The organism is Undibacterium pigrum (assembly GCF_003201815.1).
Lineage (GTDB): Bacteria > Pseudomonadota > Gammaproteobacteria > Burkholderiales > Burkholderiaceae_D > Undibacterium > Undibacterium pigrum.
Window position 1 is genome coordinate 147168 of the sequence record NZ_QJKB01000001.1, and the last position, 22232, is coordinate 169399.

General features: G+C 50.0%; 18 protein-coding genes and 1 tRNA gene. 9 read left to right on the forward strand and 10 right to left on the reverse strand.

Going from position 1 to position 22232, the window contains the following annotated elements; all coding sequences use genetic code 11:
* Positions 1-62 precede the first annotated feature (62 nt).
* Complete coding sequence (gene argH, locus DFR42_RS00705; protein WP_110254169.1) at positions 63-1457, reverse strand: argininosuccinate lyase; 1395 nt, start codon at positions 1455-1457, stop codon at positions 63-65.
* A 207-nt stretch (positions 1458-1664) separates the two neighbouring features.
* Between argH and DFR42_RS00710 the strand changes: the two genes are divergently transcribed.
* Together DFR42_RS00710 and DFR42_RS00715 are read left to right on the forward strand one after the other, a co-directional pair.
* Positions 1665-2702 (forward strand): sensor histidine kinase, encoded by a 1038-nt coding sequence (locus tag DFR42_RS00710; RefSeq protein WP_110253044.1) that lies wholly within the window; start codon positions 1665-1667, stop codon positions 2700-2702.
* Positions 2702-3499 (forward strand): LytR/AlgR family response regulator transcription factor, encoded by a 798-nt coding sequence (locus DFR42_RS00715; RefSeq protein WP_110254170.1) that lies wholly within the window; start codon positions 2702-2704, stop codon positions 3497-3499. Before DFR42_RS00710 ends, DFR42_RS00715 begins: the two co-directional genes overlap by 1 nt.
* 38 nt (positions 3500-3537) lie before the next feature.
* On the opposite strand, the gene DFR42_RS00720 is transcribed toward DFR42_RS00715, so the two are convergent.
* Together DFR42_RS00720 and DFR42_RS00725 are read right to left on the reverse strand one after the other, a co-directional pair.
* Complete coding sequence (locus DFR42_RS00720) at positions 3538-3765, reverse strand: hypothetical protein (RefSeq protein ID WP_110253045.1); 228 nt, start codon at positions 3763-3765, stop codon at positions 3538-3540.
* A 125-nt stretch (positions 3766-3890) separates the two neighbouring features.
* A tRNA-Met gene (locus DFR42_RS00725) sits at positions 3891-3967 on the reverse strand.
* A gap of 281 nt (positions 3968-4248) precedes the next feature.
* Between DFR42_RS00725 and ppnN the strand changes: the two genes are divergently transcribed.
* Complete coding sequence (gene ppnN / locus DFR42_RS00730) at positions 4249-5619, forward strand: nucleotide 5'-monophosphate nucleosidase PpnN (RefSeq protein ID WP_110253046.1); 1371 nt, start codon at positions 4249-4251, stop codon at positions 5617-5619.
* A 66-nt stretch (positions 5620-5685) separates the two neighbouring features.
* Positions 5686-6642 (forward strand): chemotaxis protein, encoded by a 957-nt coding sequence (locus tag DFR42_RS00735; RefSeq protein WP_110253047.1) that lies wholly within the window; start codon positions 5686-5688, stop codon positions 6640-6642.
* Between the two features lie 100 nt (positions 6643-6742).
* Here the strand turns inward: DFR42_RS00735 and DFR42_RS00740 are convergent, their stop codons facing one another.
* Positions 6743-7204, reverse strand: a complete 462-nt coding sequence (locus tag DFR42_RS00740) for a hypothetical protein (protein WP_110253048.1) — start codon at positions 7202-7204, stop codon at positions 6743-6745.
* 193 nt (positions 7205-7397) lie between these two features.
* Here DFR42_RS00740 and DFR42_RS00745 point away from each other — a divergent pair, with 193 nt between their 5' ends.
* The 5 genes from DFR42_RS00745 (at position 7398) to DFR42_RS29970 (ending at position 14022) form a co-directional block, all read left to right on the forward strand.
* Positions 7398-9347, forward strand: coding sequence for a CocE/NonD family hydrolase (locus DFR42_RS00745; RefSeq protein WP_245936780.1), 1950 nt, complete (start codon positions 7398-7400; stop codon positions 9345-9347).
* Positions 9348-9371: 24 nt separating this feature from the next.
* Positions 9372-11423 (forward strand): M13 family metallopeptidase, encoded by a 2052-nt coding sequence (locus DFR42_RS00750; RefSeq protein WP_110253049.1) that lies wholly within the window; start codon positions 9372-9374, stop codon positions 11421-11423.
* 139 nt (positions 11424-11562) lie between these two features.
* Positions 11563-12693, forward strand: a complete 1131-nt coding sequence (gene nadA, locus DFR42_RS00755; RefSeq protein ID WP_110253050.1) for a quinolinate synthase NadA — start codon at positions 11563-11565, stop codon at positions 12691-12693.
* Between the two features lie 43 nt (positions 12694-12736).
* On the forward strand, positions 12737-13603 hold the full coding sequence (nadC, locus tag DFR42_RS00760; RefSeq protein ID WP_110253051.1) for a carboxylating nicotinate-nucleotide diphosphorylase: 867 nt from the start codon (positions 12737-12739) through the stop codon (positions 13601-13603).
* A gap of 14 nt (positions 13604-13617) precedes the next feature.
* Positions 13618-14022 (forward strand): pentapeptide repeat-containing protein, encoded by a 405-nt coding sequence (locus tag DFR42_RS29970; protein ID WP_110253052.1) that lies wholly within the window; start codon positions 13618-13620, stop codon positions 14020-14022.
* Between the two features lie 72 nt (positions 14023-14094).
* Here the strand turns inward: DFR42_RS29970 and DFR42_RS00770 are convergent, their stop codons facing one another.
* From DFR42_RS00770 to nadB, 6 genes are all read right to left on the reverse strand, one after another.
* Positions 14095-14862: a hypothetical protein gene (locus DFR42_RS00770; protein ID WP_110253053.1), complete on the reverse strand. Its 768-nt coding sequence runs from the start codon at positions 14860-14862 to the stop codon at positions 14095-14097.
* A 59-nt stretch (positions 14863-14921) separates the two neighbouring features.
* Positions 14922-16157 carry an ABC transporter permease gene (locus tag DFR42_RS00775; protein WP_110253054.1) on the reverse strand — a complete coding sequence of 412 codons (1236 nt, stop codon included), beginning with the start codon at positions 16155-16157 and terminating at the stop codon, positions 14922-14924.
* Positions 16154-17407: an efflux RND transporter periplasmic adaptor subunit gene (locus tag DFR42_RS00780; RefSeq protein ID WP_110253055.1), complete on the reverse strand. Its 1254-nt coding sequence runs from the start codon at positions 17405-17407 to the stop codon at positions 16154-16156. The genes DFR42_RS00775 and DFR42_RS00780 overlap by 4 nt, the downstream gene beginning before the upstream one ends.
* Positions 17404-19359: an HlyD family secretion protein gene (locus tag DFR42_RS00785; protein ID WP_110254172.1), complete on the reverse strand. Its 1956-nt coding sequence runs from the start codon at positions 19357-19359 to the stop codon at positions 17404-17406. Before DFR42_RS00785 ends, DFR42_RS00780 begins: the two co-directional genes overlap by 4 nt.
* Positions 19360-19394: 35 nt before the next feature.
* Positions 19395-20066 carry an ABC transporter ATP-binding protein gene (locus DFR42_RS00790; RefSeq protein WP_110253056.1) on the reverse strand — a complete coding sequence of 224 codons (672 nt, stop codon included), beginning with the start codon at positions 20064-20066 and terminating at the stop codon, positions 19395-19397.
* A 154-nt stretch (positions 20067-20220) separates the two neighbouring features.
* Complete coding sequence (gene nadB / locus DFR42_RS00795) at positions 20221-21828, reverse strand: L-aspartate oxidase (protein ID WP_110253057.1); 1608 nt, start codon at positions 21826-21828, stop codon at positions 20221-20223.
* Positions 21829-22232: the final 404 nt, after the last annotated feature.

Here is a 22232-nt window from a genome sequence, read left to right on the forward strand (position 1 = left end):
GGGTTATGGGTGCAATTTTCTGATTGTAAATCGCACCCATAACAGTTGATTGAGTAGCTATGTTAGCTGAGTTGGTTGCGCAGTCTGGCAATTGCCAGTTTAACTTGCTGTGGTGCTGTGCCACCGATATGGTTACGCGCTGCAACTGAGCCTTCCAGCGTCAGGACTTCAAATATATCCTCATTGATGAGGCTGGAGAAGGCGCGCAATTCTTCCAGCGACATATCGCTAAGGTCACAGCCTTTTTCTACACAAGTGCGTACCGCCAGAGCGACAGCTTCATGGGCATCACGGAAAGGCAGGCCTTTCTTGACCAGATAATCGGCCAGGTCAGTTGCTGTTGCATAGCCTTGCAGGGCGGCGGCACGCATGGCTTCTGGCTTGACAGTGATACCGCCTGCCATATCAGCAAAAATGCGCAGGGTATCGATGACCGTGTCTACCGTATCAAACAAGGGTTCCTTGTCTTCCTGGTTGTCTTTGTTGTAAGCCAGTGGCTGGCCTTTCATCAGAGTCAGCAGGGCGATCAGGTGACCATTCACGCGACCAGTCTTGCCACGTGCCAGTTCCGGTACGTCAGGGTTTTTCTTTTGCGGCATGATGGAAGAGCCTGTGCAAAAGCGGTCAGCGATATCGATAAAGCCTATGCGCGGGCTCATCCAGATCACCAGTTCTTCTGACATGCGCGAGATATGGGTCATCACCAGCGCAGCAGCAGCGCAAAATTCTATGGCGAAATCGCGGTCAGAGACGGCATCCAGCGAGTTATAGCAAACTTCGTCAAAGCCCAATGTTCTGGCAACGCGCTCACGGTCGATAGGGAAGGTCGTGCCAGCCAGGGCAGCTGCGCCCAGCGGCAAGCGATTCACACGTCTGCGGCAATCCTGCATACGCTCGGTGTCACGGCCAAACATTTCTACATAGGCAAGGATGTGGTGACCAAAAGTGATAGGCTGGGCTACTTGCATATGCGTGAAGCCTGGCAGTATGGTGTCGGCATTTTTTTCTGCCAGATCCAGCAAGGCCAGGCGGAAGTCTTGCAGCAAGCCGAGGATATTGTCGATGGCACTGCGCATGTATAAACGGATATCAGTGGCCACCTGGTCATTGCGTGAACGGCCCGTATGCAGACGCTTGCCAGCATCGCCAACCAGTTCGGTCAGGCGTTTTTCTATATTCAGATGCACATCTTCCAGGTCCAGCAGCCATTCAAACTTGCCACTGTCGATTTCAGACTTGATTTGCGCCATGCCACGTTGTATGTCGGCATAGTCCTGGGCGGTGATGATGTTTTGTGCCTGCAGCATCTCGGCATGTGCCAGCGAGCCCTGGATATCAAAGGCAGCCATGCGGTTGTCAAAGAAAACCGAGGCAGTATAGCGTTTGACCAGATCAGAAACAGGCTCAGAGAAACGGGCAGACCATGCCTCGTTTTTTTTATTGAATTGTGATGTCATAGTGAATTGTTGCCATATTGGCTGCATTTGCGAGAGAATTTCCCCTGATTATCCCAGATTTTGCCCTTGATTACCCTTGGAAATGCTGGATGCTTGTAGAGTCAGGGGGAATAGATCAGCAATTAATGGGTCGCGTGGTCAAATAAAGGCTGAGTACGCCTGGGCCGGAGATGCCATCAAGGTGTTCAACAATAAGACAAAGCAGAGATGACTAACGATAAAAAAGACAGCATAAGCGAGCCATTGGTACCAGATTGCTGCAATCTGGGCGTTTTTTCCCGTGTACTGATCAGTGTTAACTTGCTGGGTTTATTTGTCCTGTGGTCGCGCGGAGACGATTGGCGAATGGTGCTGCAGAATTTTCTGGAAAGCGCAATGTTGCTGGAAACCATATGCCTTTTATCTTTATTGGCCTTGTGTAATTTGCGCCGGCTGGCAATGCGTTTTCCCATGTCGGCCTGGTTTCAGCGCTTATTATGTTGCATGTTACCAACAGCCATCGCATCATTGATCATGGTGTATTTGCGTATGCAAGACTGGTTTTTGGCGGGCTTCCCCAGGCTCAGTCCCATTTTTGTCGTTGCCGCAAGTGGCGTGCTGGCGCTGATATTCCAGCAGTATTTTGAATTGCGCACCCGGGCATATTCACCCGCTTTGGGTGAGGCGAAGCTGCAAGCCTTGCAGGCCAGGATACGCCCTCATTTCTTGTTCAATAGTCTCAATACCGCTTTGTCATTGATACGCACAGAGCCGCGCCGTGCGGAAATGGTACTGGAAGATCTGGCAGATTTATTCAGGGTTTTGATGCGTGATACCCGTAATGTCACCAGCTTGCAAGAGGAAATACGCTTGTGTGAACAATATCTGGCGATAGAAAAAATACGTATAGGTGAGCGTTTGCAGGTGACCTGGGATATGGAGAAAATCTCTGTCAAAGAGTTGAACGAGATACAAATTCCCTCTTTGTTATTGCAGCCCTTGCTTGAAAATGCTGTTCACTACGGCGTAGAGCCTTCAGTGCAGCAAGCCACCATCACCGTAGAGATAAAGCGCCAGCTGGACAAGGTGGAAATTCGCGTTTGCAATCCCTTCCATGCCGACGCCAATACGGTGTCGGGTAACCAGATGGCATTGGAAAACATACGTCAGCGACTAAGTTTGCTTTATGATATCGAAGCGCAGATCCAATATGGGGTGGTAGATGCGTATTTTGAAGTTAAATTGCAGTTCCCAGCTAAAAGATGATGACACCAAGAATATTGATTGTTGATGATGAAGCACCCGCAAGACAAAGGTTGATGACGCTATTAACCGACATCCAGGCAGAGTGCCCGGTGACGGTGGTGGGAGAAGCAGAAAACGCCATGCTGGCGCTGGAAAAAATAGACAGCCTGCATCCTGAAATCGTTTTGCTGGATGTGCAGATGCCAGGCATGAACGGTATAGAGCTGGCATATCACCTGGCGCAACATCAGGCCAGTGTGCGCCCGCCAGCGATTATTTTTGTGACGGCCTATGATGAATTTGCTGTCAAGGCTTTTGAAGTGCACGCACTTGACTACCTGATGAAGCCAGTTCGGGCCAGCAGGCTGGTAGATGCCTTGCAGCGCGCCTGCGAAAAAGTGAAAGTGCAGCATCGCCTGCCTGAAACCATCGCCGCCGATGCACACTGCGCCAAGCGCAAGCATTTTTCAGTATTGGAAAGAGGGCGAATTTTACTTGTGCCCGTCACAGATGTGCTGTTTTTAAAGGCAGAACAAAAATATGTGACCCTGCACACGGCCCAGAGGGAGTATTTGCTGGAAGAGTCACTGACTTCGATAGAGCTGGAGCTGGGAGATTTCCTGATCAGGGTGCATAGGAATGCCCTGGTAGCGCGTGCCGCCATTCATGGCGTCGAGAGAGCAGTGCAAGTGGTGGATACTGATGGCAGTCAGGAAAAGGTGTCGGAATCCTGGCAAGTCATTGTCACGGGTTGTACAGAACGGCTGCCAATCTCACGCCGGCAATGGCCAGCTATAAAGGCATTGGTAAGAGTCTGAGGTGCAGGGATATTTATGGAGTAAGGGTGCCCGGCACCTCAACGCCAGACAGGCAGGCCGGTCAAATCAGTGTTTTCATCCTGTACCCAGGCTGGCAGGCCAGTGCGGTCAGTTGGTCCCAGTACTTCAAGTAACTCTAGTTGCTCTTGTTTTTTGCCGCGCCGACCTGGTGCTGGCTTTACTGGTTTTCTGTTCTCCGGCAATAAAAACGCAGGTTCGCCGAAGCCGGGCAATTCCAGGGTGGCGTGATCTTTATTGTCTTTCATCAGCTTATAGGTAGTTGGTGGTGGTGATGTTTGTACAAATGGAGACAATAAATCCCTGGCTATGCTTTGTCAGGGGTATTAATTGTGCTCGGTAGATTTGTGCGAATGCACCAGAACAAAAACTTTGGTTGCGGGGGCAGGATTTGAACCTACGACCTTCGGGTTATGAGCCCGACGAGCTGCCAGACTGCTCCACCCCGCGTCTGAAGGAGGCGAATTGTACATGGCGCAGGCGCTATATACAATCATTTATAAAAATATTTTTTTGCAAGCCGCAGATCGCTTGTTTGGTATGGACGTAATTTGCCATTCTTCACAATACAAATGTGGAAAATAATGCTGCTGATACAACCCGCAGAATAAATTGGATGCATAATGGAAGTACAGGCATCAGCCTTGTGATGCCATGTAAGTGGCAGAGTATGGATCAGCAGCGTAGAGATCCGCAGCACAGAGATCATTTTCAGGAGTGAAAAAGCAGTTATGGAATTCGAAGTCATCGACACACAAATTTCACCCGGCGGCCGTATGGAGGTTTTGTCCAAGGCCGAGGTTGTGCAGTTGCTCGACAATAGTCATGGTGGCTTGTACCAGGTATTTCGCAGTTGTGCACTGGCGGTACTGAATTGCGGTAGCGGCCTTGACGATGGCAAGGAATTGCTGGAGCGTTACAAGAGCTTTGATATCAGCATCATCCAGCGCGAGCGCGGCATCAAGCTTGATGTCAAGGGTGCGCCTGCGAGTGCTTTTGTTGATGGCGTCATGATCAAAGGTATACAAGAGCATTTGTTTGCCGTATTGCGCGACATCCTGTTCATCAAGGCGGCCATAGAAGATGACCGTAAGTTTGATTTGAATACGACGGAAGGTATCAGCGATGCCGTGTTTCACGTCATGCGCAATGCCAATTTGCTCAAGCCACAGGTCAATCCTAATCTGGTGGTGTGCTGGGGCGGGCATTCAATTTCCAGTGATGAATACGATTACACCAAGCATGTAGGCTATCAACTGGGTTTGCGTGGAATGGATATCTGTACCGGTTGTGGTCCTGGTGCCATGAAAGGCCCGATGAAAGGCGCCACCATAGGCCATGCCAAGCAAAGGATTACCACTGGCCGTTACCTGGGTATTACTGAGCCAGGCATTATTGCGGCCGAAGCGCCTAACCCTATCGTCAATGATCTGGCGATTTTGCCTGATATAGAAAAACGCCTGGAAGCTTTTGTGCGCATGGGCCATGCAGTCATTGTCTTCCCGGGTGGTGCCGGCACGGCAGAAGAGATTTTGTATTTGCTGGGTATTTTGCTGCATCCAGACAATGCCGAACTGCCTTTCCCGCTGATTTTCACGGGGCCAGAGACAGCCGCAGACTATTTCCGCCAGATAGACCAGTTCATTGCGGCTACCCTGGGACCTAAGGCACAGCAGAGTTACCAGATCATTGTGAATGACCCGGTCAGGGTGGCGCAAGAAGTGCAGGCAGGCATCAGGCAAGTGCGCGAATTCCGCAAGGCCAAGGGTGACGCCTATTATTTCAACTGGTTATTGAAGATAGATGCAGAATTCCAGAAGCCGTTTGAACCTACGCATGAAAACATGCGCAATCTGGCACTGCACAAAAACCAGGAAACCCATCTGCTGGCGGCCAACTTGCGCCGCGCTTTTTCAGGCGTGGTGGCTGGCAATGTCAAGAACCAGGGCATACGGGCCATAGAAAAACATGGACATTTTGAAATTCGCGGCGATAGTGAAATAATGGCATCAATGGATACCTTGCTGGCATCTTTTGTTGCACAAAATCGCATGAAATTGCCTGGTAAGGCTTATACCCCTTGTTACCGTGTTATAAAGTAATTGCGTTGCATTAAAACAGTAGGATAATGGTGCATCCCCTGTTCCATCACTATGAGGAAAACAGACATGAGTTCCGTACAGCAAGAAGTCGATGAACGTACCAACCTGACGGCGTCGAACAAGTTTGAGCTATTACTGTTCCGTCTGGGGACGGATGGCAACAACGACAGGTCAGAATTGTTTGGCATCAATGTTTTCAAGGTGCGAGAGATAGTCGCCATGCCGACCATCACTGGTATGGCAGGCGCGATGCCCCATATGCTCGGCGTGGTAAATTTGCGTGGTCAGATCATCCCTGTCATTGATCTGCCTTCCGTAGTCGGTCTTAAACCGAAAACTGGCTTGAATATCATGCTCGTTACCGAGTATGCACGTACCACCCAGGGTTTTGCGGTTGAATCGGTAGAAGAAATCGTACGTCTGGACTGGAACCAGGTCCTCTCTGCTGAAAGCAGTGCGGCAGGTGGTATGGTCACCAGTATCGCCCGTCTGGATGGCGATACCGAAGATACACGTCTGGCCCAGGTGCTGGACGTGGAGCAGATCCTGCGTCAGATCACGCCATCTGATACCAAGGATGTAGATCCGGATACCATAGGTGCCAAGCTGCAGATGATACCGGGCTCTGCCATTCTGGCCGCCGATGATTCCGCAGTTGCCCGTGGTCTGATCGAGCAGGCGCTGACCGCCATGGGTGCCCAGTTCATCATGACCAAGACCGGCAAGGAAGCCTGGGAGAAATTGCAATCCCTTGCGACTGCAGCTCAGGCAGAAGGCAAGGGCGTGCGCGACAAGGTTTCCATGGTGCTAACCGATCTGGAAATGCCAGAAATGGATGGTTTTACCCTGACGCGCAAGATCAAACAGGATGACAGGTTCAAGTTCTTGCCTGTGGTAATTCATTCCTCTCTGTCAGGCGCGACCAATGAAGACCATATCAAGACCGTAGGCGCAGACGCCTATGTCGCTAAATTTGTGGCAGAAGAACTGGCAGCGACGATACGGAGTGTATTGTCGAAATAAATTCCTGCTCTAGCAGTTGGGCATAGTAAAAAGGGTGCAATTAGTGAAATAATTGCACCCTTTTTGTTATCTTGCCGCTTCTATTTCGCTTGGCAGTATTTCAGCGCCTTTGTGCTGGTACACGTTGCCAGCCAGCAGGACATGCTTTGATGGCCGGGTAAAAGCCATCTGGTTGATGGCAATACAGCCAATCCTTGCCTTCGGTAGCTTGCGGGCTGGGATTTGCCTGGTTGATGATGCTGCTGTCATTCAGGTAGTCTGGTCCATACGTGGTATTGCTATCCGTATAAACGATGTTGCTGGTTTGGACTACGGGCGTGACATAGCTTATCGTCGGTGCGATGACGGTGCTGGGGTAGTAGCGCCAGGAATAATCATAGGGGTAATAGCTTGCGCCATAGTTATACCGGTTGCCATAGTGAATATATAGAGGTGGAATGGCAATCCCGATGCTGAGCCTGGAGTGACGGTAATGGCCGCCAGGGCGTGCCGATGCGGATGTCGCGATACTGGCAAGGCTGACAAGGGCGATTGTTACAAGTAAAGTTTTGAAGAGTTTCATGGCTGATTCACAATCAATTGCTGGTTTTGTGTCTGTGTCTGTTTTTGAACTGTTTTTCAGTTTAGGCCGAAATCAGGAAACTTATTGAGATAATTTCACTCTTTATCATTCCATACCTGCAGACTTGAGCCTGTGTTTGCTGACAATGAATAAAACTGAACATCAATAAAAATATCAAATTACAAAGGGAAATATGCAATTTGTGATTAAAAAATGCGCAGCCTTGTGCGCGCTTGCCATGCTGGCACACCTGCCTGCACTTGCCCATGATCTGGCGATGGCAGATGCTCCAGAAGCCCCTAAGTTATCGATACGTGAACAATACACCAAGTATGAATACAATATCCCAATGCGCGATGGTGTGCGCCTGTTCACCGTAGTCTATGTCCCCAAGGATGGCAGCAAGGCTTATCCCTTCCTGATGACCCGTTCACCCTACGGCAGTGGCGTCTATGATTCAGGGCAATCGCGCTATGGGGTGGACTTTTATCCGCAATCGCTAGGGCCTTCCAAAGAATTTGACCAGAGTGGCTATATCTTTGTGAAACAGGATGTGCGTGGCCGCTATATGTCTGAAGGTGTATGGCAAGAAATGACGCCGCATATCAAGACAAGCAGGCTGGCAGGCGAGGGTGTCGAAAGCCAGGACATGCATGACACCGTTGAATGGCTGTTGAAAAACGTCAAGGGTAATAATGGCAAGGTGGGCGTCTGGGGTATTTCTTACCCCGGCTTTTATGCTTCGGCCAGTATCATAGATTCACACCCAGCCATCAAGGCCGCCTCACCGCAGGCACCTGTCACTGATTTGTTCATGGGCGATGACTCCTATCATGGCGGCGCTTTCATGCTGGCTGCCAACTTTGGATTCTTTTCCAACTTCACAGTAGAAAAAAATCCCACTACCTTGCCCAAGCGCTGGGAAGAGTTTGATTTTGGTACCTCGGATGGTTATCAATATTTTCTCAAGCACATGAGTTTGAAAAATATTACTGCGCAACTCAGTGAAAAACAGCGCGAATTGCTGATGCCGACCATAGAACATAGCAGCTACGATGATTTCTGGAAGAGCAGGAATATCGCGCCACACCTGAAAAACATCAAGGCCGCTGTGCTGACCGTGGGCGGCTGGTATGACGCCGAAGACCCGCAAGGCCCATTCACGACCTACCACAGCATCAAAAACAATAACAAAGGCTATTACAATGGCCTGGTCATGGGCCCCTGGTCACACGGAGGCTGGGCCAGTGCCGAAGGCAAATCCATAGGCAATGTCAGCTTTGATACCAAGACTGGTGAACACTACCGCAAGAACATCGTTTTTCCTTTCTTTGAGCAGCATTTGAAAGGAGCTACTGGCAAGGCTTTGCCTGAAGTGACTGTATTTGAAACAGGCACCAATGTCTGGCGCGAATACCCTAGCTGGCCACCGCAGCAGGCGAAAAAACGCACCCTGTATTTTGGCAATGATGGCAGCCTGAGCTGGAAAGAACCACAGACAGAATTCAATACCTTTGATGAGTACGTCAGCGACCCTAAAAAACCCGTGCCTTTCATCTCTTACGCTGCTACTGGTGCGCCCCGTGAATATGTAGTCTCTGACCAGCGCTTTGCTTCTACGCGACCAGATGTACTGGTTTACCAGACTGAACCGCTGGAAGAAGACGTCACCATCGTCGGGCCAGTCAATCCCAAATTGTTTGTCTCCACTTCTGGTACGGATGCTGACTGGGTCGTCAAACTCATCGATGTTTATCCATCGACTTATCCGGATAAGCAGGTAGTGCGTGAACGTGCCAATGATGTGCCGCCACCGCCAGTGGTCATGGCTGGTTATCAGCAACTGGTCAGAGGCGAGCCTTTGCGCGGCAAGTTCCGTAACAGCTTTGAAAAACCCGAGCCTTTTGTGCCTGGCAAAGTCGCAGCAATCAGCTATAGCATGCCGGATATCCAGCACACCTTCCGCCGTGGTCACCGCATCATGGTGCAGGTGCAGAGTAGCTGGTTCCCGTTGGTGGATTTGAACCCACAAAAATTCATGGATATTCCCAAGGCCAATCCTGAAGATTTTCAGAAAGCGACGCAAAGGGTTTATCGTTCACCAGGACAATATTCAGGTATAGCCGTGCAAGTAATGCCGTAAAAATTAAGAAACAGGGACAAAAAAATGAAAACAAAAAATATCTTCAAACGCAGTGTGATGGCCAGCCTGGTTGGCGTGACTTGCATGGGTAATGCAGTATTTGCTCAGACAGCGACTTCAAACCAATTGGTCTTGGAATCCATGACCATGGATAAAAAGGCTGATCCTTGCACAGATTTCTTCCAGTATTCAAATGGCGAATGGCTGAAAGCCAATCCCATTCCTTCCGACCGTGCGCGTTACAGTGCCTACGACGAAGTGACTGAACGAAATCTGATCGCCTTGAAACTGATTGCCGAGACCGCTGCAAAAGGTGACGGCAAGAGCAAGGCAGCACAACTGGTCGGTGCTTTTTATGCCAGCGGCATGAATGAAGCACAGATAGAAAAAGAAGGTATCAAACCGCTGGAACCACAGTTTGCGCAAATCAATAACATCAAGGATAGCCAGCAGTTGTTGGCTGTGATCGCTGGATTGCACAAGCAAGGTGTTTCTCCCTTGTTTGGTTTTGCAGTAGATCAGGACGCTAAAAATACTACCCGTTATATCCCGCAAATCATGCAAGGTGGCCTGGGTTTGCCTGACCGCGATTATTACCTGAAGACCGATGCCAAGACCAGGGATATCCGTGACAAGTATGTCGCCTATGTTACCCAGATTTTTACTTTGCTCGGCGATGCTCCAGACCTGGCAAAGAAAAACGCTGCAGTTGTGATGACACTGGAAACTCGTCTGGCCAAGGCATCCTTGACCAAGGTCGAATTGCGTGACCCGCAAGCCAGTTACCATTTGTCTGACTTGAATGCTCTGCAAAAGACAGACAATAAAACTGCATGGTCCACCTATTTCAATGAACTGGGCCTGGCGCAGCCTGGTCAGTTCAATCTTGCCCATCCCAAGTTCATTGCCGAAGCAGGGCGCATGGTCAATACCATCAGCCTTGATCAATGGAAAACTTATTTGCGCTGGCAACTGGCGAATGCGCGTGCCAGGGATTTGAGCTCAGCCTTCGTCAATGCTAATTTTGATTTCTATGGCAAGACCCTGGCTGGTACCAAGGAATTGCAACCACGCTGGAAGCGTGTTTTGGGTTCTATCGATGTCATGGCCGGCGAAGCCATGGGCGAGCTGTATGTTGCCAAATTCTTTGGCCCGGAAGCCAAGGCAGGTGTGCTGGAAATGGTCGATAACATCAAACTGGCCATGCGCGAAAGCATTAGCAAGCTGGAATGGATGTCGGATACCACCAAGCAGCAAGCCTATAAAAAACTTGACACTATCCTGGTGAAAATAGGTTACCCCGATGTATGGCGTGATTACAGCAGCTTGCAAATTGATACTGGCCCCTATGCTGCAAACATGGCACGCGCCGCTGAATTTGAATTCAAGCGCAATCTCGCCAAGCTCGGCAAGCCCATAGACAGGAATGAGTGGGGCATGACGCCACAAACCGTGAATGCCTATTACAACCCGACCATGAATGAAATGGTGTTCCCGGCAGGCATACTGCAACCGCCTCTGTACCATGTGAATGCTGACCCTGCCGCCAACTATGGCAATACCGGTGCAACAATTGGTCACGAACTGACCCATGCCTTTGATGATGAAGGCCGCCAATATGATGCCCAGGGTAACCTGAAAAGCTGGTGGACCAAGGACGATGAGAAAAAATTCCTGGTCCGTGTCAAAGCTATAGAAAAGCAATTTGATGAGTTTAATCCTATCGACAAATTGCATATCAATGGCAAGCTGACTGCCGGTGAAAATATTGCTGACTTGGGCGGTATGAAGATTGCCCTGCAAGCCTTGCGAAAATCACTGGAACGCAAGCCCCAGGCTAAGGAAATTGATGGTTTGACAGCAGAGCAGCGTTTTTTTGTTGCCAATGCCCAAAGCTTCCGCAGCCTTATCCGTGATGAAATGTTGCGTATGAAACTGGCAACTGATCCCCACTCACCAGACAAATACCGTGTCATTGCACCATTGGCAAATATGACAGAATTTTCTGATGCTTTCCAGTGCAAGGGTGATCGGTCGCCACTGCGTCCAACGGCGACCCGGGTAAATATCTGGTAACAGCGTATACTATGGCTTGAAATGCAGTAGTGGATGCAGGCTAAAGGGGCGCTGGATGCAAATCTGGCAATCCCAAGCCTGCCAATATTTCTTGTCATCAGAGTGCATGCCAGCATGTACTCCAGATATGTAGGGCTATATGGAAACCAAAGTTGTCGAATTTGAACGTCCTCAGATGGATGTGGGCAGTAGCTGTACCGCCAATGCCTGGGCGCGCATACCTGATGCGCCTTCAGCAATAGAAAAACTGGAACTCAAAGCCAGAATACGCCAGCTCTTGAAAGAAAAGCAGGCTGTACTGGTGGCGCATTATTATGTCGATGCCGAATTGCAAGACCTGGCAGAAGAAACCGGTGGCTGTGTTTCTGACTCGCTGGAAATGGCAAGATTTGGACGTGATCATCCCGCCAAGACCCTGGTGGTGGCTGGTGTCAAGTTCATGGGCGAAACCGCCAAAATACTCAGCCCCGAAAAAACCATTTTAATGCCCGACCTGGATGCGACCTGCTCGCTGGACCTGGGTTGCCCGGCAGATGAGTTTGCAGCGTTCTGCGATGCCCATCCTGACCGTACCGTCGTCGTGTATGCCAATACCAGCGCAGCCGTCAAGGCAAGAGCTGACTGGATGGTGACGTCCAGCATAGGTCTGGACATCGTCGCTCACCTGCATGCGCAAGGTAAAAAAATACTCTGGGCACCTGATAAACATCTGGGTGCTTATATCCAGAAACAGACCGGTGCTGACATGCTGCTGTGGCAGGGTTCCTGTCTTGTGCATGATGAATTCAAGGGCATAGAGCTGGATGTGCTCAAGGCTGAGCATCCTCATGCCAAGGTCCTGGTTCATCCTGAGTCCCCGGCAGCCGTGGTTGCACTCGCTGATGTGGTCGGTTCGACTTCACAAATGATTCATGCTGCTATGACGCTGGATGCAGAAGAATTTATCGTTGCAACCGATAATGGCATCCTCCATAAAATGCAGATGGCGGCGCCAGGCAAACGATTCATCGTTGCCCCAACCGCTGGCAATAGCGCGACTTGCAAAAGCTGTGCACATTGCCCATGGATGGCAATGAATGGCTTGCGCAATCTGCTGCAGGTACTGGAGAACGGTAATAATGAAATCCAGGTTGACCCGGCAGTAGGGCAAAAAGCCAAGGTTTGCATAGACCGCATGCTGGATTTCGCAGCGGCCAAAAAAGCCAATGTGCGCCCGTCCGGTGATCTGGCTAAAGAAGCCAAGCTGTTCTCTGGCATAGGCCCTGCCTGAATGCTGCACAAGCTCCATCCAATTAAATCGAGGTTATCTGGACATGTCTGGTAATTTAAAGAATACGCATTTCCCTTTTGATGCAGATTTACAAAAAGCATTTGAACGCAATATCAGTGATGCGCTGGCTGAAGATGTCGGCGCTGCTGATCTGACAGGTTTGCTGGTGCCTGCTGATGAAATCGTGAATGCACAAGTCATCGTGCGTGAAGATGCTGTTCTGTGTGGTGCTCCATGGTTTAACGCCGTCATGGCAGCACTGGATACAAGTATAGAAGTAGACTGGCAATATGCCGAAGGCGAGCAAATGAAGGCCAACACTGTCGTCTGTAAAATCAAGGCACCTGCCAGGGCCTTGCTGACAGCCGAACGTGCTGCGCTGAACTTCCTGCAATTATTATCTGCTGTCGCAACCGCCACCAGCAAATATGTCGCCATCATCGCTGGCACAAAAGCAGCGATACTCGATACACGCAAAACCTTGCCTGGCCTGCGTCTGGCGCAAAAATATGCAGTGCGTGTAGGTGGTGGCAAGAACCAGCGCCTGGCATTGTACGATGGCATCCTCATCAAGGAAAACCATATCGCTGCAGCAGGTGGCGTGGCTGAAGCCATGCAAAAGGCGCTGAGCCTGAATGCTGGTGTCACTATACAAATAGAAGTGGAAACCCTGGAACAATTGCAAACGGCACTGAATGCCGGTGCGACATCCATCTTGCTGGATAACTTCAACACTGACATGATGCGCGAAGCAGTTGCCATTACCGATGGTCGCGCCTTGCTGGAAGCATCCGGCGGTATCGATCATGCAAGCGTGAGAGCAATTGCTGAGACCGGTGTCGACAGAATATCCATAGGCAGCCTGACCAAGGATGTCAAAGCGACGGATTATTCCTTGCGGATTGTTTAATCCCTTCATGTCACATGCTGTTTGAAAACCAGAACTTTATATCCAGGTTGAAGAAACCAGTCAGCCTGGATGAACATGTTTTTCGCTATTGTGAGTTTTCAGATATTCAATTTGAAGGCGGAGACATCACATCTACTTTCCTGGCGTGCAGCTTTGCTGACTGCGGATGGTACTGGGGTTTGTTCAACACCTGCATCTTTGTTGATGTGAAATTCTCGAATTGTATTTTTCGTGGAACAACATTTTCTGGTGCCAGGTTTGTTAACTGCGAATTTGAGAATTGTGCTTTTTTAAAAGATAATCTCAATTCGTCATGCACATTCAATCAGGTCAACTGGTTTGCTTGCGTACAGAGAAATTGTACAGGGCTTGAAAATGAATTTCGTACGAGAGATAAAGGGCGTAGTTATCTCTCATGATTTATTTTGCGCTACATATAGCCAATTCATTACCATCAATTCGCAAGATGTAGCTGCGATATACGAAATAATCTATTCCGTATATCGCAACACCAGCACATGTTGCGATTCTTCTTTTTTGTTCATGACCAGTTCAATCCAGCTCATGGCTTTTTCACCGTAAAGCTTCAGTAAAATATCTGTCAGGTCACTTGCCTGGCTCGGGCTTAGCTGCGATTCCCTGAGGAGGGCAAGGTATGACGCACCGATTCCCATCAGGCTGTAACCATAATTTACTCTGAGATGCCGGCACAGGGCATGATTTTCAAAGGGATTCAGGTCGGATGAAAAATAGCCGTTTGGAAAGGCTGCAAGACTGTCTTCTGCCTTGTTGACGATGGCTCTGAAAGCATAAATGCTGTCATCCAGAATTGATAACCAGTTTTCTTGCGCAGAGATTAATTCTGAAAGTGATTCATCATTTAAAAGCAGGTTTTTTTCCTGAAAAATTCGCTCCAGGCTGCTTTCCTTGCATAGTTTTTCAAAATTTCCCAAACGAATAAAAAATTCAGATTTGCTACTCAGATAGCCGACATGCTCGCCATCTTCAAAGCATATCGCATCAAGTGAGCTTAAGTCGTAACCCTCGGTCTCGTCCAGGTCATGAGAGCCCTTGCTATGCATGGATGTGTACTGAGCTTGTCCCAGATTATCTAAAGTCAGCAGTATTCTGGAGTCGGGGAACATGTCTCCCAACTCTCTCCAGTCTTCCAGTAATTCGGCCTGACTATCGTATTTTTCTGCTTCATATATATCACACAAATATTCAAAATCTTTGGATGATAAGGGAGTGAATTTCATTTTTTCCTCGTCCCAGATTAATGGCATTTAATTGCATTGGAATACGCAGATGTGCTGAGTCAACCATCCGTCCGCAAAGCTGCAATCGGGTCCAGTGCCGCTGCCTGACGTGCAGGAAATACACCAAAGCCCAGGCCCACAGCCACGCAGGCGCTGACGGCAATAAACAGGCTGACAGGTGACCAGGCGACTGACCAGCCTGCCAGTGCGGCGATACTATATGCTGCGATTGCTCCCAGCACGACACCGAGCAAGGCGCCGCTGAAGGCGATGACCAGGGCTTCTGCGAGAAACTGTTCTATGACATCGCGCCTGCGTGCACCAAGGGCGCGTTTCAAGCCAATCTCGCGGCGACGTTCTAGTACATTGGCCAGCATGATATTCATGATGCCTATGCCACCCACTAATAAGGATACGGCAGCAATCGAACTCATGACGATGGTGAAGATGCGCTGGGTCTGCTGGTTTTGCCGATACAAGCCCATGGGGACAATGAGATTGGTATCATCGGTACCTGCATGTCTTTGTTCTATCAGGTTTTGCAGGACTCGCGCAGCGATGTCTGGTGGTGTCTGACCATCCAGGCGCAAACTCATGCTGTCGACCTCGTTTTCCAGTGCAGTGAAATGGAAACGGGCGCGCCCGGTTTGCCAGGGGACAAACAGGCGTTCGTCGTCCAGGCCCAGTTTAACGCCCTCGAATTCTGATTTGCTCAGCGCACGGTTCGCCAGTACGCCAACCACTTCCAGCCAGGCATGATTGAGTTTGATGCGTTCGCCGACAGGATTCTTGTCACCAAACAGTTGATGTGCCAGGCGTGGGCCTATCACACATACCGGTGCCAGACTGGCATCGTCAGAAGGGCTCAACCAGCGCCCCTGGCCTATTTGCAGGCCACCGAGTTCAGCATACGAGTCAGATACGGCAAAGGCGCGGGCAGGAACAACATTGCTGCCATTAACAAGTTGGTCAACCTTGATTTCTTTTTTTAACGCCACTGCTTTTGCGCCAGGCACGACTGCCAGCGCGGCATCGGCGTCGGCGGCAGACAAGCCCAGTGAGCGTGTACGTATATCTTTGAGACGTTTGTCGTCGATGTTCTTGCTTTCAATGATGACATTATCCAGGCCCAGTTCCGCTACCAGACGCAAGGCTTCGCGGCGGCTGCCTTCGCCCACAGCCAGCATGGCAACGATGGCTGCGACGCCAAATATCATGCCCAATAAAGTCAGGCCGGTACGTAATTTGCGCCTTTGCAGTTCATTGATTGCTTCCAGTATCAGGGCGCGGTTCATGACTGTGTATCCTTGTTCTTTTCTTTGTTTTTTTCTTTATCTTTTATTTCCGGCAGAAGAACAATCTGATTACCCTGGCTGATACCTGACTTGATTTCACTGCGCACCGGGCCGCGCTGGCCGAGGACGACAGTCTGGCGTTTGAGCTGATCGCCTTCTTTGATATAGGCCGCGAAGCTGGCACCGTCCTGGATCAGGGCGATATTTGGTATGGTCATGGCTTTGGCTTGATTGATGAGGCTTACTGTGCCCAATAATGCCTGACCTGGTTTCAATGCCAGGCTTTGGGCCTGTTCTTTTTTGAAGGCAGCTTCAAACGTGATGAATTTCACAGGAGAGTCCCGTGAAGTGACGCTGGCGCTGTTGCCAACCTTGGTGATGCTGAGTTCAATTTCCTGGCCACTGCCAGCCAACCTTACTTTAACAGGCAAGCCCACTTTCAAGCCAAAGGTACGGCCTTCTTCTATATTGAATTTGGCAACCAGTTGTTCCAGGTCGGGTAGTGAGCCAAATTCTTCGCGCGGGCGAAAACTTCCTCCCACCTGAGGTTTGCTGCCGTCCCAGTTTGTCTGCAACAAGAAAACGCCATCATGCGGTGCCAGTAATTCCAGCGCATCCAGGTTTTTTTTGTGCTGGACGGCATTCAGGCTGACACTTTCTTTTTGTGAGCTCAGTACCGCTTGTTCTGCTGCGCTACGCGCCTGCACCTGGCCAGTTTTCCAGTTCAGATAGCCGCGCTTGTCTTTGAGGAATCCGCTATCCTGCAGTTCATCCAGAATTTTATTGCGAGAAAAAATGGCCAGGTCAGCATTGGCATAGCGCTCACTCAGGCGCAAGTCTGTCTGGACTTTTGCATGATCTGCAGACAGGGTAGAGCGGCTGCTGGCATCGCTGGCCTGTATGGTTTCTTTTGCCAATTCCTTGCGTAGCAATTCCAGTTCTGCCTGCGATAATTCCATGCGGGATTTGGGCGCATCAAAACGGGCAATGACCTGATCTTTTTTTACCAGGCTACCTTCGGGCAGCATGTCTATCAGGGTGCGGCCATCCCAGCCTTGTCCCGGTACGGTCAAAGGGGTTTTGTTGGCCGCAATAATTTCGCCGTCGACGACGATGCTTTCTTGCCAGGTTCTTGGCGCGAAAGTTTCTGTCGCTACTTGTATCTGATCTGTTTTGCCTGTGCAGGCAAGATTGCTGACGGCTATTGCCAGGCAGGTAAAGATGAGTTTGGATTTGAGCCAGATTTTCATTTTTTAACTGCTCCTGCTATTGTGTCTGTTCCAGCTGCGCTCAGAATGGCTTGCACGGCAGCTCCAGGTTTAAGTCCTTTGGGCATCTGGTCAAATTCAAGTTCTATATCGCGCACAATGATGGGTTGTGAAGTGGATTTGCTATGAAATACATTACCAAGGCCAGTGACGCGTGCAGGCACCGTCAGGTTTGCGCCGGGGATGGTGATGCGTGCGCTTTGCCCTATGGCGATCGCGCTTGACTGCGCTTCTGGTATTTTGGCTGAGACAAATAATTTGTCAGGATCAGCCACACTGGCTATCGACAGGCCCATCCAGATCTGGCTGCCGGTAGTGAATTTTTCGCCGTCCATATTGCTTTTGTAGATCATCATGCCGGGTTTTGTCGCTGTAATGGTCAGTGCTTGCTGACCTTTCACCAATACGTCTATCTTCCCCTGCAACTTTGCTACCTCGGTTTCCAGTCCGGCCTTTTCTGCCTTGCGGGCGCGTGCCTGTGTGACACGCAGACGCAAGGACAGTGCTGCCAGATCACTATTAAGGGATTTTTCTATGACCAGCTTGTCGTAATCCACGCGTCGTATCAATTCTTTTGGCATGGTGGCTTTGCGTGCGGCCTTTTCAGCATTGCTTTGTGCTTCAGCTACTGCCAGGTCGGCAGCTTTTTCTGCCTCTGATTGTTCCAGCTTGAGTTTTTCCAGTGCCCTCAGCTTTTCATTCAACTGACTTTTTTGGTTGGCAAGTTGTGTTGGTACTTCAGCAGCCTGGAACATGGCAAGTATGTCACCCGCTTTTACCGGGCTGCCTTCGGGCGCAATTTTTGCCAGGGTGTATTGCCAGATATAAGGGATGGTTGGCGGCCCTATAGGCGTATTGTTGCGCGATTGTATTTCACCTTCTATGGTCAGTTCCCCGGTTTTATTGATGCGCTTTTCTGAGGCTTGCTGGCTGGCCTGTACTGGCTCAATTAGTGCACTCATGCCTGGCACCAGCTTGAAATTTAATTGTGGTGGCAACTTGATGCTGACGCGAAAATATCTGCCATAACCCCAACTGCTATGCTCTTCAGGGGCATTGGAAATGCTGGTGATACTGGCGATTGTTTCTGATCCGGGTAAGGCATCAAATTTCAGTTTAACGGCTTGCCCCTCTTTCAGGTATATCCTGTCGGCTTCCAGTGCCCAGGCCTGTACCTCCATCTGGCCTGAGCCTATGACCTGGCCAGCATTATTGCCAGGAAAGGCGCTGGAACCTTCTTCCAGTCTCTCGTTACGCCAGGTGCTGTATCCATGGACGACGAAGCCATCCTGAGTGGCCCGTACTTCAGACAGTGTCAGTTGTGCCTTCAGATATTGGATATTGATTTCCTGTTTTTTGATTTCCAGTTCAGCATCTGATTTTTTTCTGTTGATGGCAGCATAGGCGTTATCAAATGCCAGTTGCTTCACTTGCAGGTCGCGTTCTGATTTTTCTTTTTCTCCCTGGTATTTATCAAAATCCAGTGCGGAAATTTGCGACTTTGGCAAGGCTGCATCGACGAGCGCCTTGGCGAGTGCTGCCCTGGCTGTGAGCAGGTTTTTTTCGGCTTCTAGCGTGGCAACTTCCAGCTTGGCCTGCTCAGAATCAGCTTTGGCCCTGGTTTGCTGCAAGCCAATTTCAAGTTGCTCTATATTCGAACCATTAGGCGTTTCTATGCGTAATACCAGATCGCCTTTTTTGACCTTGCTGCCTTCAGCAATAAAATTGCGCAACACTACAGGCGCGGAATTTGAGGGCGGCACAAAAATGATTTGTGAGTCTTTGGCAATGACTTCACCAGTCAATAAGACAGGGCGATTTTTTGCTGTGACTGCGCTAGCTGTGCTGGCCGGGGCGACAGTAGCACCTGACAATAGAGCAGAGCTGCTTGTCAGTGCCAGCATGACAGATAAATGCAGTGCCGATAATCTCATGTGCTTATGTTTGTGCTTATGCTTGTCTATATGCTTCATGCTGCAATCCCCGCGACCTTGCCATCCGCCAGATGGATGGTTCTCTGCGCTTTGGCTGCAACTGCAGGATCATGGGTAACCAGCACCAGCGTCTGCCCACCCGCATGCAATTCGCTCAGCAAGTTCAGAACATCTGCCGCACTCTTTGAATCCAGATTGCCTGTTGGTTCGTCGGCCAGCAGCAGGGCAGGTTGGTTCAGCAGGGCGCGGGCAATAGCTGCGCGTTGCAACTGGCCACCAGATAATTCACCTGGGCGGTGATCCATGCGGGTTGCCAGGCCTATGCGCTCTAGCAATTGGCGGGCGCGTGTTTCAGCCTGGGCATCTGGCGAATTGCTATAGCGCTGTGGCAGCAAAACATTTTCCAGTACGGTCAGGCGTGGCAGTAAATGAAAGGATTGAAAGACAAAGCCGATATTGCGATTGCGGATATCAGAAGCCGCATCATCATTCATGACGCTGATGTCTTCCTTGTTCAGCAGGTAGCTGCCATGATCCGGGCGATCAAGTGCGCCCAGCACATTCAGTAATGTGGATTTGCCCGAGCCAGAGGGCCCCATGATGGCGACGAATTCCCCGCTGGCTATATGGAGATCTATGCCATCGAGTGCCCTGATTTCATTACCACCCTGCTTATAGGTTTTGCGTATCTGGCTCAGCTTTATCATGCAAATTTTCTCTGGATTTTTATATGAATCCCGCCAGAAAATAGTGCGAAAATACCGCCCGGCGAGTTAGCTGGGCAGTATCAGGCTGATAATTTAATTTGTCAAATGGCTATTGGTATGGCAAGCAAAATTACAAAGCATTTTAAGTGCAGATTTACTTTTTCCGTTTTGGTGACAGCACTGTAGGCAAGGCTTTGGGCAGGGTGTCGGGATAGTCGCGGCTGAAATGCAGGCCACGGCTTTCACGGCGGGACAAGGCGCTGTTGACGATCAGTGAGGCCACTTCCACCAGATTACGCAACTCCAGCAAATTATTCGAGATGCGAAAGTTGGCATAGTATTCGTCTATCTCTTCTTTCAGCAGACGTATACGGTGTTTGGCGCGCTCAAGCCGTTTGGTGGTGCGGACGATGCCTACATAATTCCACATGAAACGACGCAGCTCATCCCAGTTATTGGCAATCACCACTTCTTCATCAGCATCAGAGACGCGGCTTTCATCCCAGTCTGGCAGGGCAATCACATTGGCGCGTTCCTGCTTTTCTATGTGTTTGGCAGCGGCGCGGCCGACCACCAGGCATTCAAGCAGGGAATTGCTGGCCAGGCGGTTGGCGCCATGCAAGCCGGTGTAAGCAGTTTCACCAACTGCATACAAACCTGGCAGGTCAGTGCGGCCATCTGTATCGGTGACGATACCGCCGCAAGTGAAGTGCACAGCAGGTACTACCGGTATTGCTTGTTTGGTGATGTCTATGCCCAGCTCCAGGCAGCGCGCATAAATGGTGGGGAAATGCTCTTGCAAAAATTCTGGTGGCTGATGGCTGATGTCGAGTTCAACAAAGTCCAGGCCACGTTTTTTCATTTCAAAGTCAATTGCGCGGGCAACTACGTCGCGCGGTGCCAGTTCCATGCGTTCGTCATGGTTGGTCATGAAGCGTTTGCCTGCTGCAGCCCCCGCTTCGGCAGGCAATTTCAGAATGCCGCCTTCGCCGCGCACAGCTTCGGTGATCAAAAAGGATTTGGCAAAAGGATGATAGAGGCAAGTAGGGTGGAACTGGATGAATTCCATATTGCTGACCCTGCAACCGGCACGCCATGCCATCGCAATACCGTCACCTGTTGCCGTGTCGGGGTTGGTGGTGTATAGATATACCTTGCCAGCACCGCCCGTTGCCATGACGGTATGCTGCGCAGCAAAAGTATGCACTTTGCCGGTTTTTACGTCTTGAACATACAGGCCCAGGCAATGTGGAGTGGGTGAAGTATCACCAAGCTTGGCGGACGTAATCACGTCAATCGCATAATGATGTTCAAACAGACTGATGTTGGGGTGGTTGCGTACTTTTTGTTCCAGTGTGACCTGCACTGCATGGCCGGTCGCATCGGCCGCATGGATGATGCGGCGCTGGCTGTGGCCACCTTCACGAGTCAGGTGGAAGCCCAGTTCCGCTTCTTCGTCACGTGTGAAGGGCACTCCTTGCTCTATCAGCCAGTCTATGGCTTCGCGCCCGTGTTCAATGATATAGCGGGTAGCGCCTTCATCACAAAGCCCGCCACCGGCTATCAGGGTATCTGAAATATGCTGCTCATGGCTATCGTGGGAGTCCAGCACGGCGGCAATGCCACCTTGTGCCCAATTACTGGCGCCATCCAGTAATTCACGTTTGGAAATAATCGCGACTTTGCGTGTTTGTGCCAGATGTAAAGCGACAGATAAGCCAGCCAGTCCACTACCTACAATTGCTACGTCAAAATTCTTCATTATCTTTTGTGAGTATATTTTTTTGGGGTACTACCCGGGATTTTTCAGTGTTCGCGCTTTGTTTTTGCTTCAGGATGCCGGAATGGGTGTCCCATAACTTTAAGCCATACCTTATGCCGACTTGGGAATGGTTGCACAGTATGCTGCTTGTATTCTAATTCAGGATGGCGGGAAGGGTATCTTTTCCATGCAGCAAAAAGCAGATGCTCAACTGATCTTTTACACAGTAAGTTCGTGCTGGAAAGGCAGAAAAATTGTATAAGCAAATTACAAATCACCAAACTTCAACAGAAAGCTTGCAAACAGCTTGACACAAAGCTTTGCGGCTTGCTCTAATACCGGATGCAGATTTCCTGCTTGCCGTGATAGATGCACGACCAATAAAATAATCGAATACATCATCG

Bases quoted from the DNA above. Each gene is read 5' to 3' on its own strand.
- nadC (WP_110253051.1), top strand. From the start codon at position 12,737: ATGTCTGGTAATTTAAAGAATACGCATTTCCCTTTTGATGCAGATTTA.
- argH (WP_110254169.1), bottom strand. From the start codon at position 1,457: ATGACATCACAATTCAATAAAAAAAACGAGGCATGGTCTGCCCGTTTC.
- DFR42_RS00745 (WP_245936780.1), top strand. From the start codon at position 7,398: ATGCAATTTGTGATTAAAAAATGCGCAGCCTTGTGCGCGCTTGCCATG.
- DFR42_RS00790 (WP_110253056.1), bottom strand. From the start codon at position 20,066: ATGATAAAGCTGAGCCAGATACGCAAAACCTATAAGCAGGGTGGTAAT.
- DFR42_RS00715 (WP_110254170.1), top strand. From the start codon at position 2,702: ATGACACCAAGAATATTGATTGTTGATGATGAAGCACCCGCAAGACAA.
- DFR42_RS00710 (WP_110253044.1), top strand. From the start codon at position 1,665: ATGACTAACGATAAAAAAGACAGCATAAGCGAGCCATTGGTACCAGAT.
- DFR42_RS00775 (WP_110253054.1), bottom strand. From the start codon at position 16,157: ATGAACCGCGCCCTGATACTGGAAGCAATCAATGAACTGCAAAGGCGC.
- ppnN (WP_110253046.1), top strand. From the start codon at position 4,249: ATGGAATTCGAAGTCATCGACACACAAATTTCACCCGGCGGCCGTATG.
- nadB (WP_110253057.1), bottom strand. From the start codon at position 21,828: ATGAAGAATTTTGACGTAGCAATTGTAGGTAGTGGACTGGCTGGCTTA.
- DFR42_RS00770 (WP_110253053.1), bottom strand. From the start codon at position 14,862: ATGAAATTCACTCCCTTATCATCCAAAGATTTTGAATATTTGTGTGAT.
- DFR42_RS00750 (WP_110253049.1), top strand. From the start codon at position 9,372: ATGAAAACAAAAAATATCTTCAAACGCAGTGTGATGGCCAGCCTGGTT.
- DFR42_RS00735 (WP_110253047.1), top strand. From the start codon at position 5,686: ATGAGTTCCGTACAGCAAGAAGTCGATGAACGTACCAACCTGACGGCG.
- DFR42_RS29970 (WP_110253052.1), top strand. From the start codon at position 13,618: ATGCTGTTTGAAAACCAGAACTTTATATCCAGGTTGAAGAAACCAGTC.
- DFR42_RS00780 (WP_110253055.1), bottom strand. From the start codon at position 17,407: ATGAAAATCTGGCTCAAATCCAAACTCATCTTTACCTGCCTGGCAATA.
- DFR42_RS00720 (WP_110253045.1), bottom strand. From the start codon at position 3,765: ATGAAAGACAATAAAGATCACGCCACCCTGGAATTGCCCGGCTTCGGC.
- DFR42_RS00740 (WP_110253048.1), bottom strand. From the start codon at position 7,204: ATGAAACTCTTCAAAACTTTACTTGTAACAATCGCCCTTGTCAGCCTT.
- nadA (WP_110253050.1), top strand. From the start codon at position 11,563: ATGGAAACCAAAGTTGTCGAATTTGAACGTCCTCAGATGGATGTGGGC.
- DFR42_RS00785 (WP_110254172.1), bottom strand. From the start codon at position 19,359: ATGAGATTATCGGCACTGCATTTATCTGTCATGCTGGCACTGACAAGC.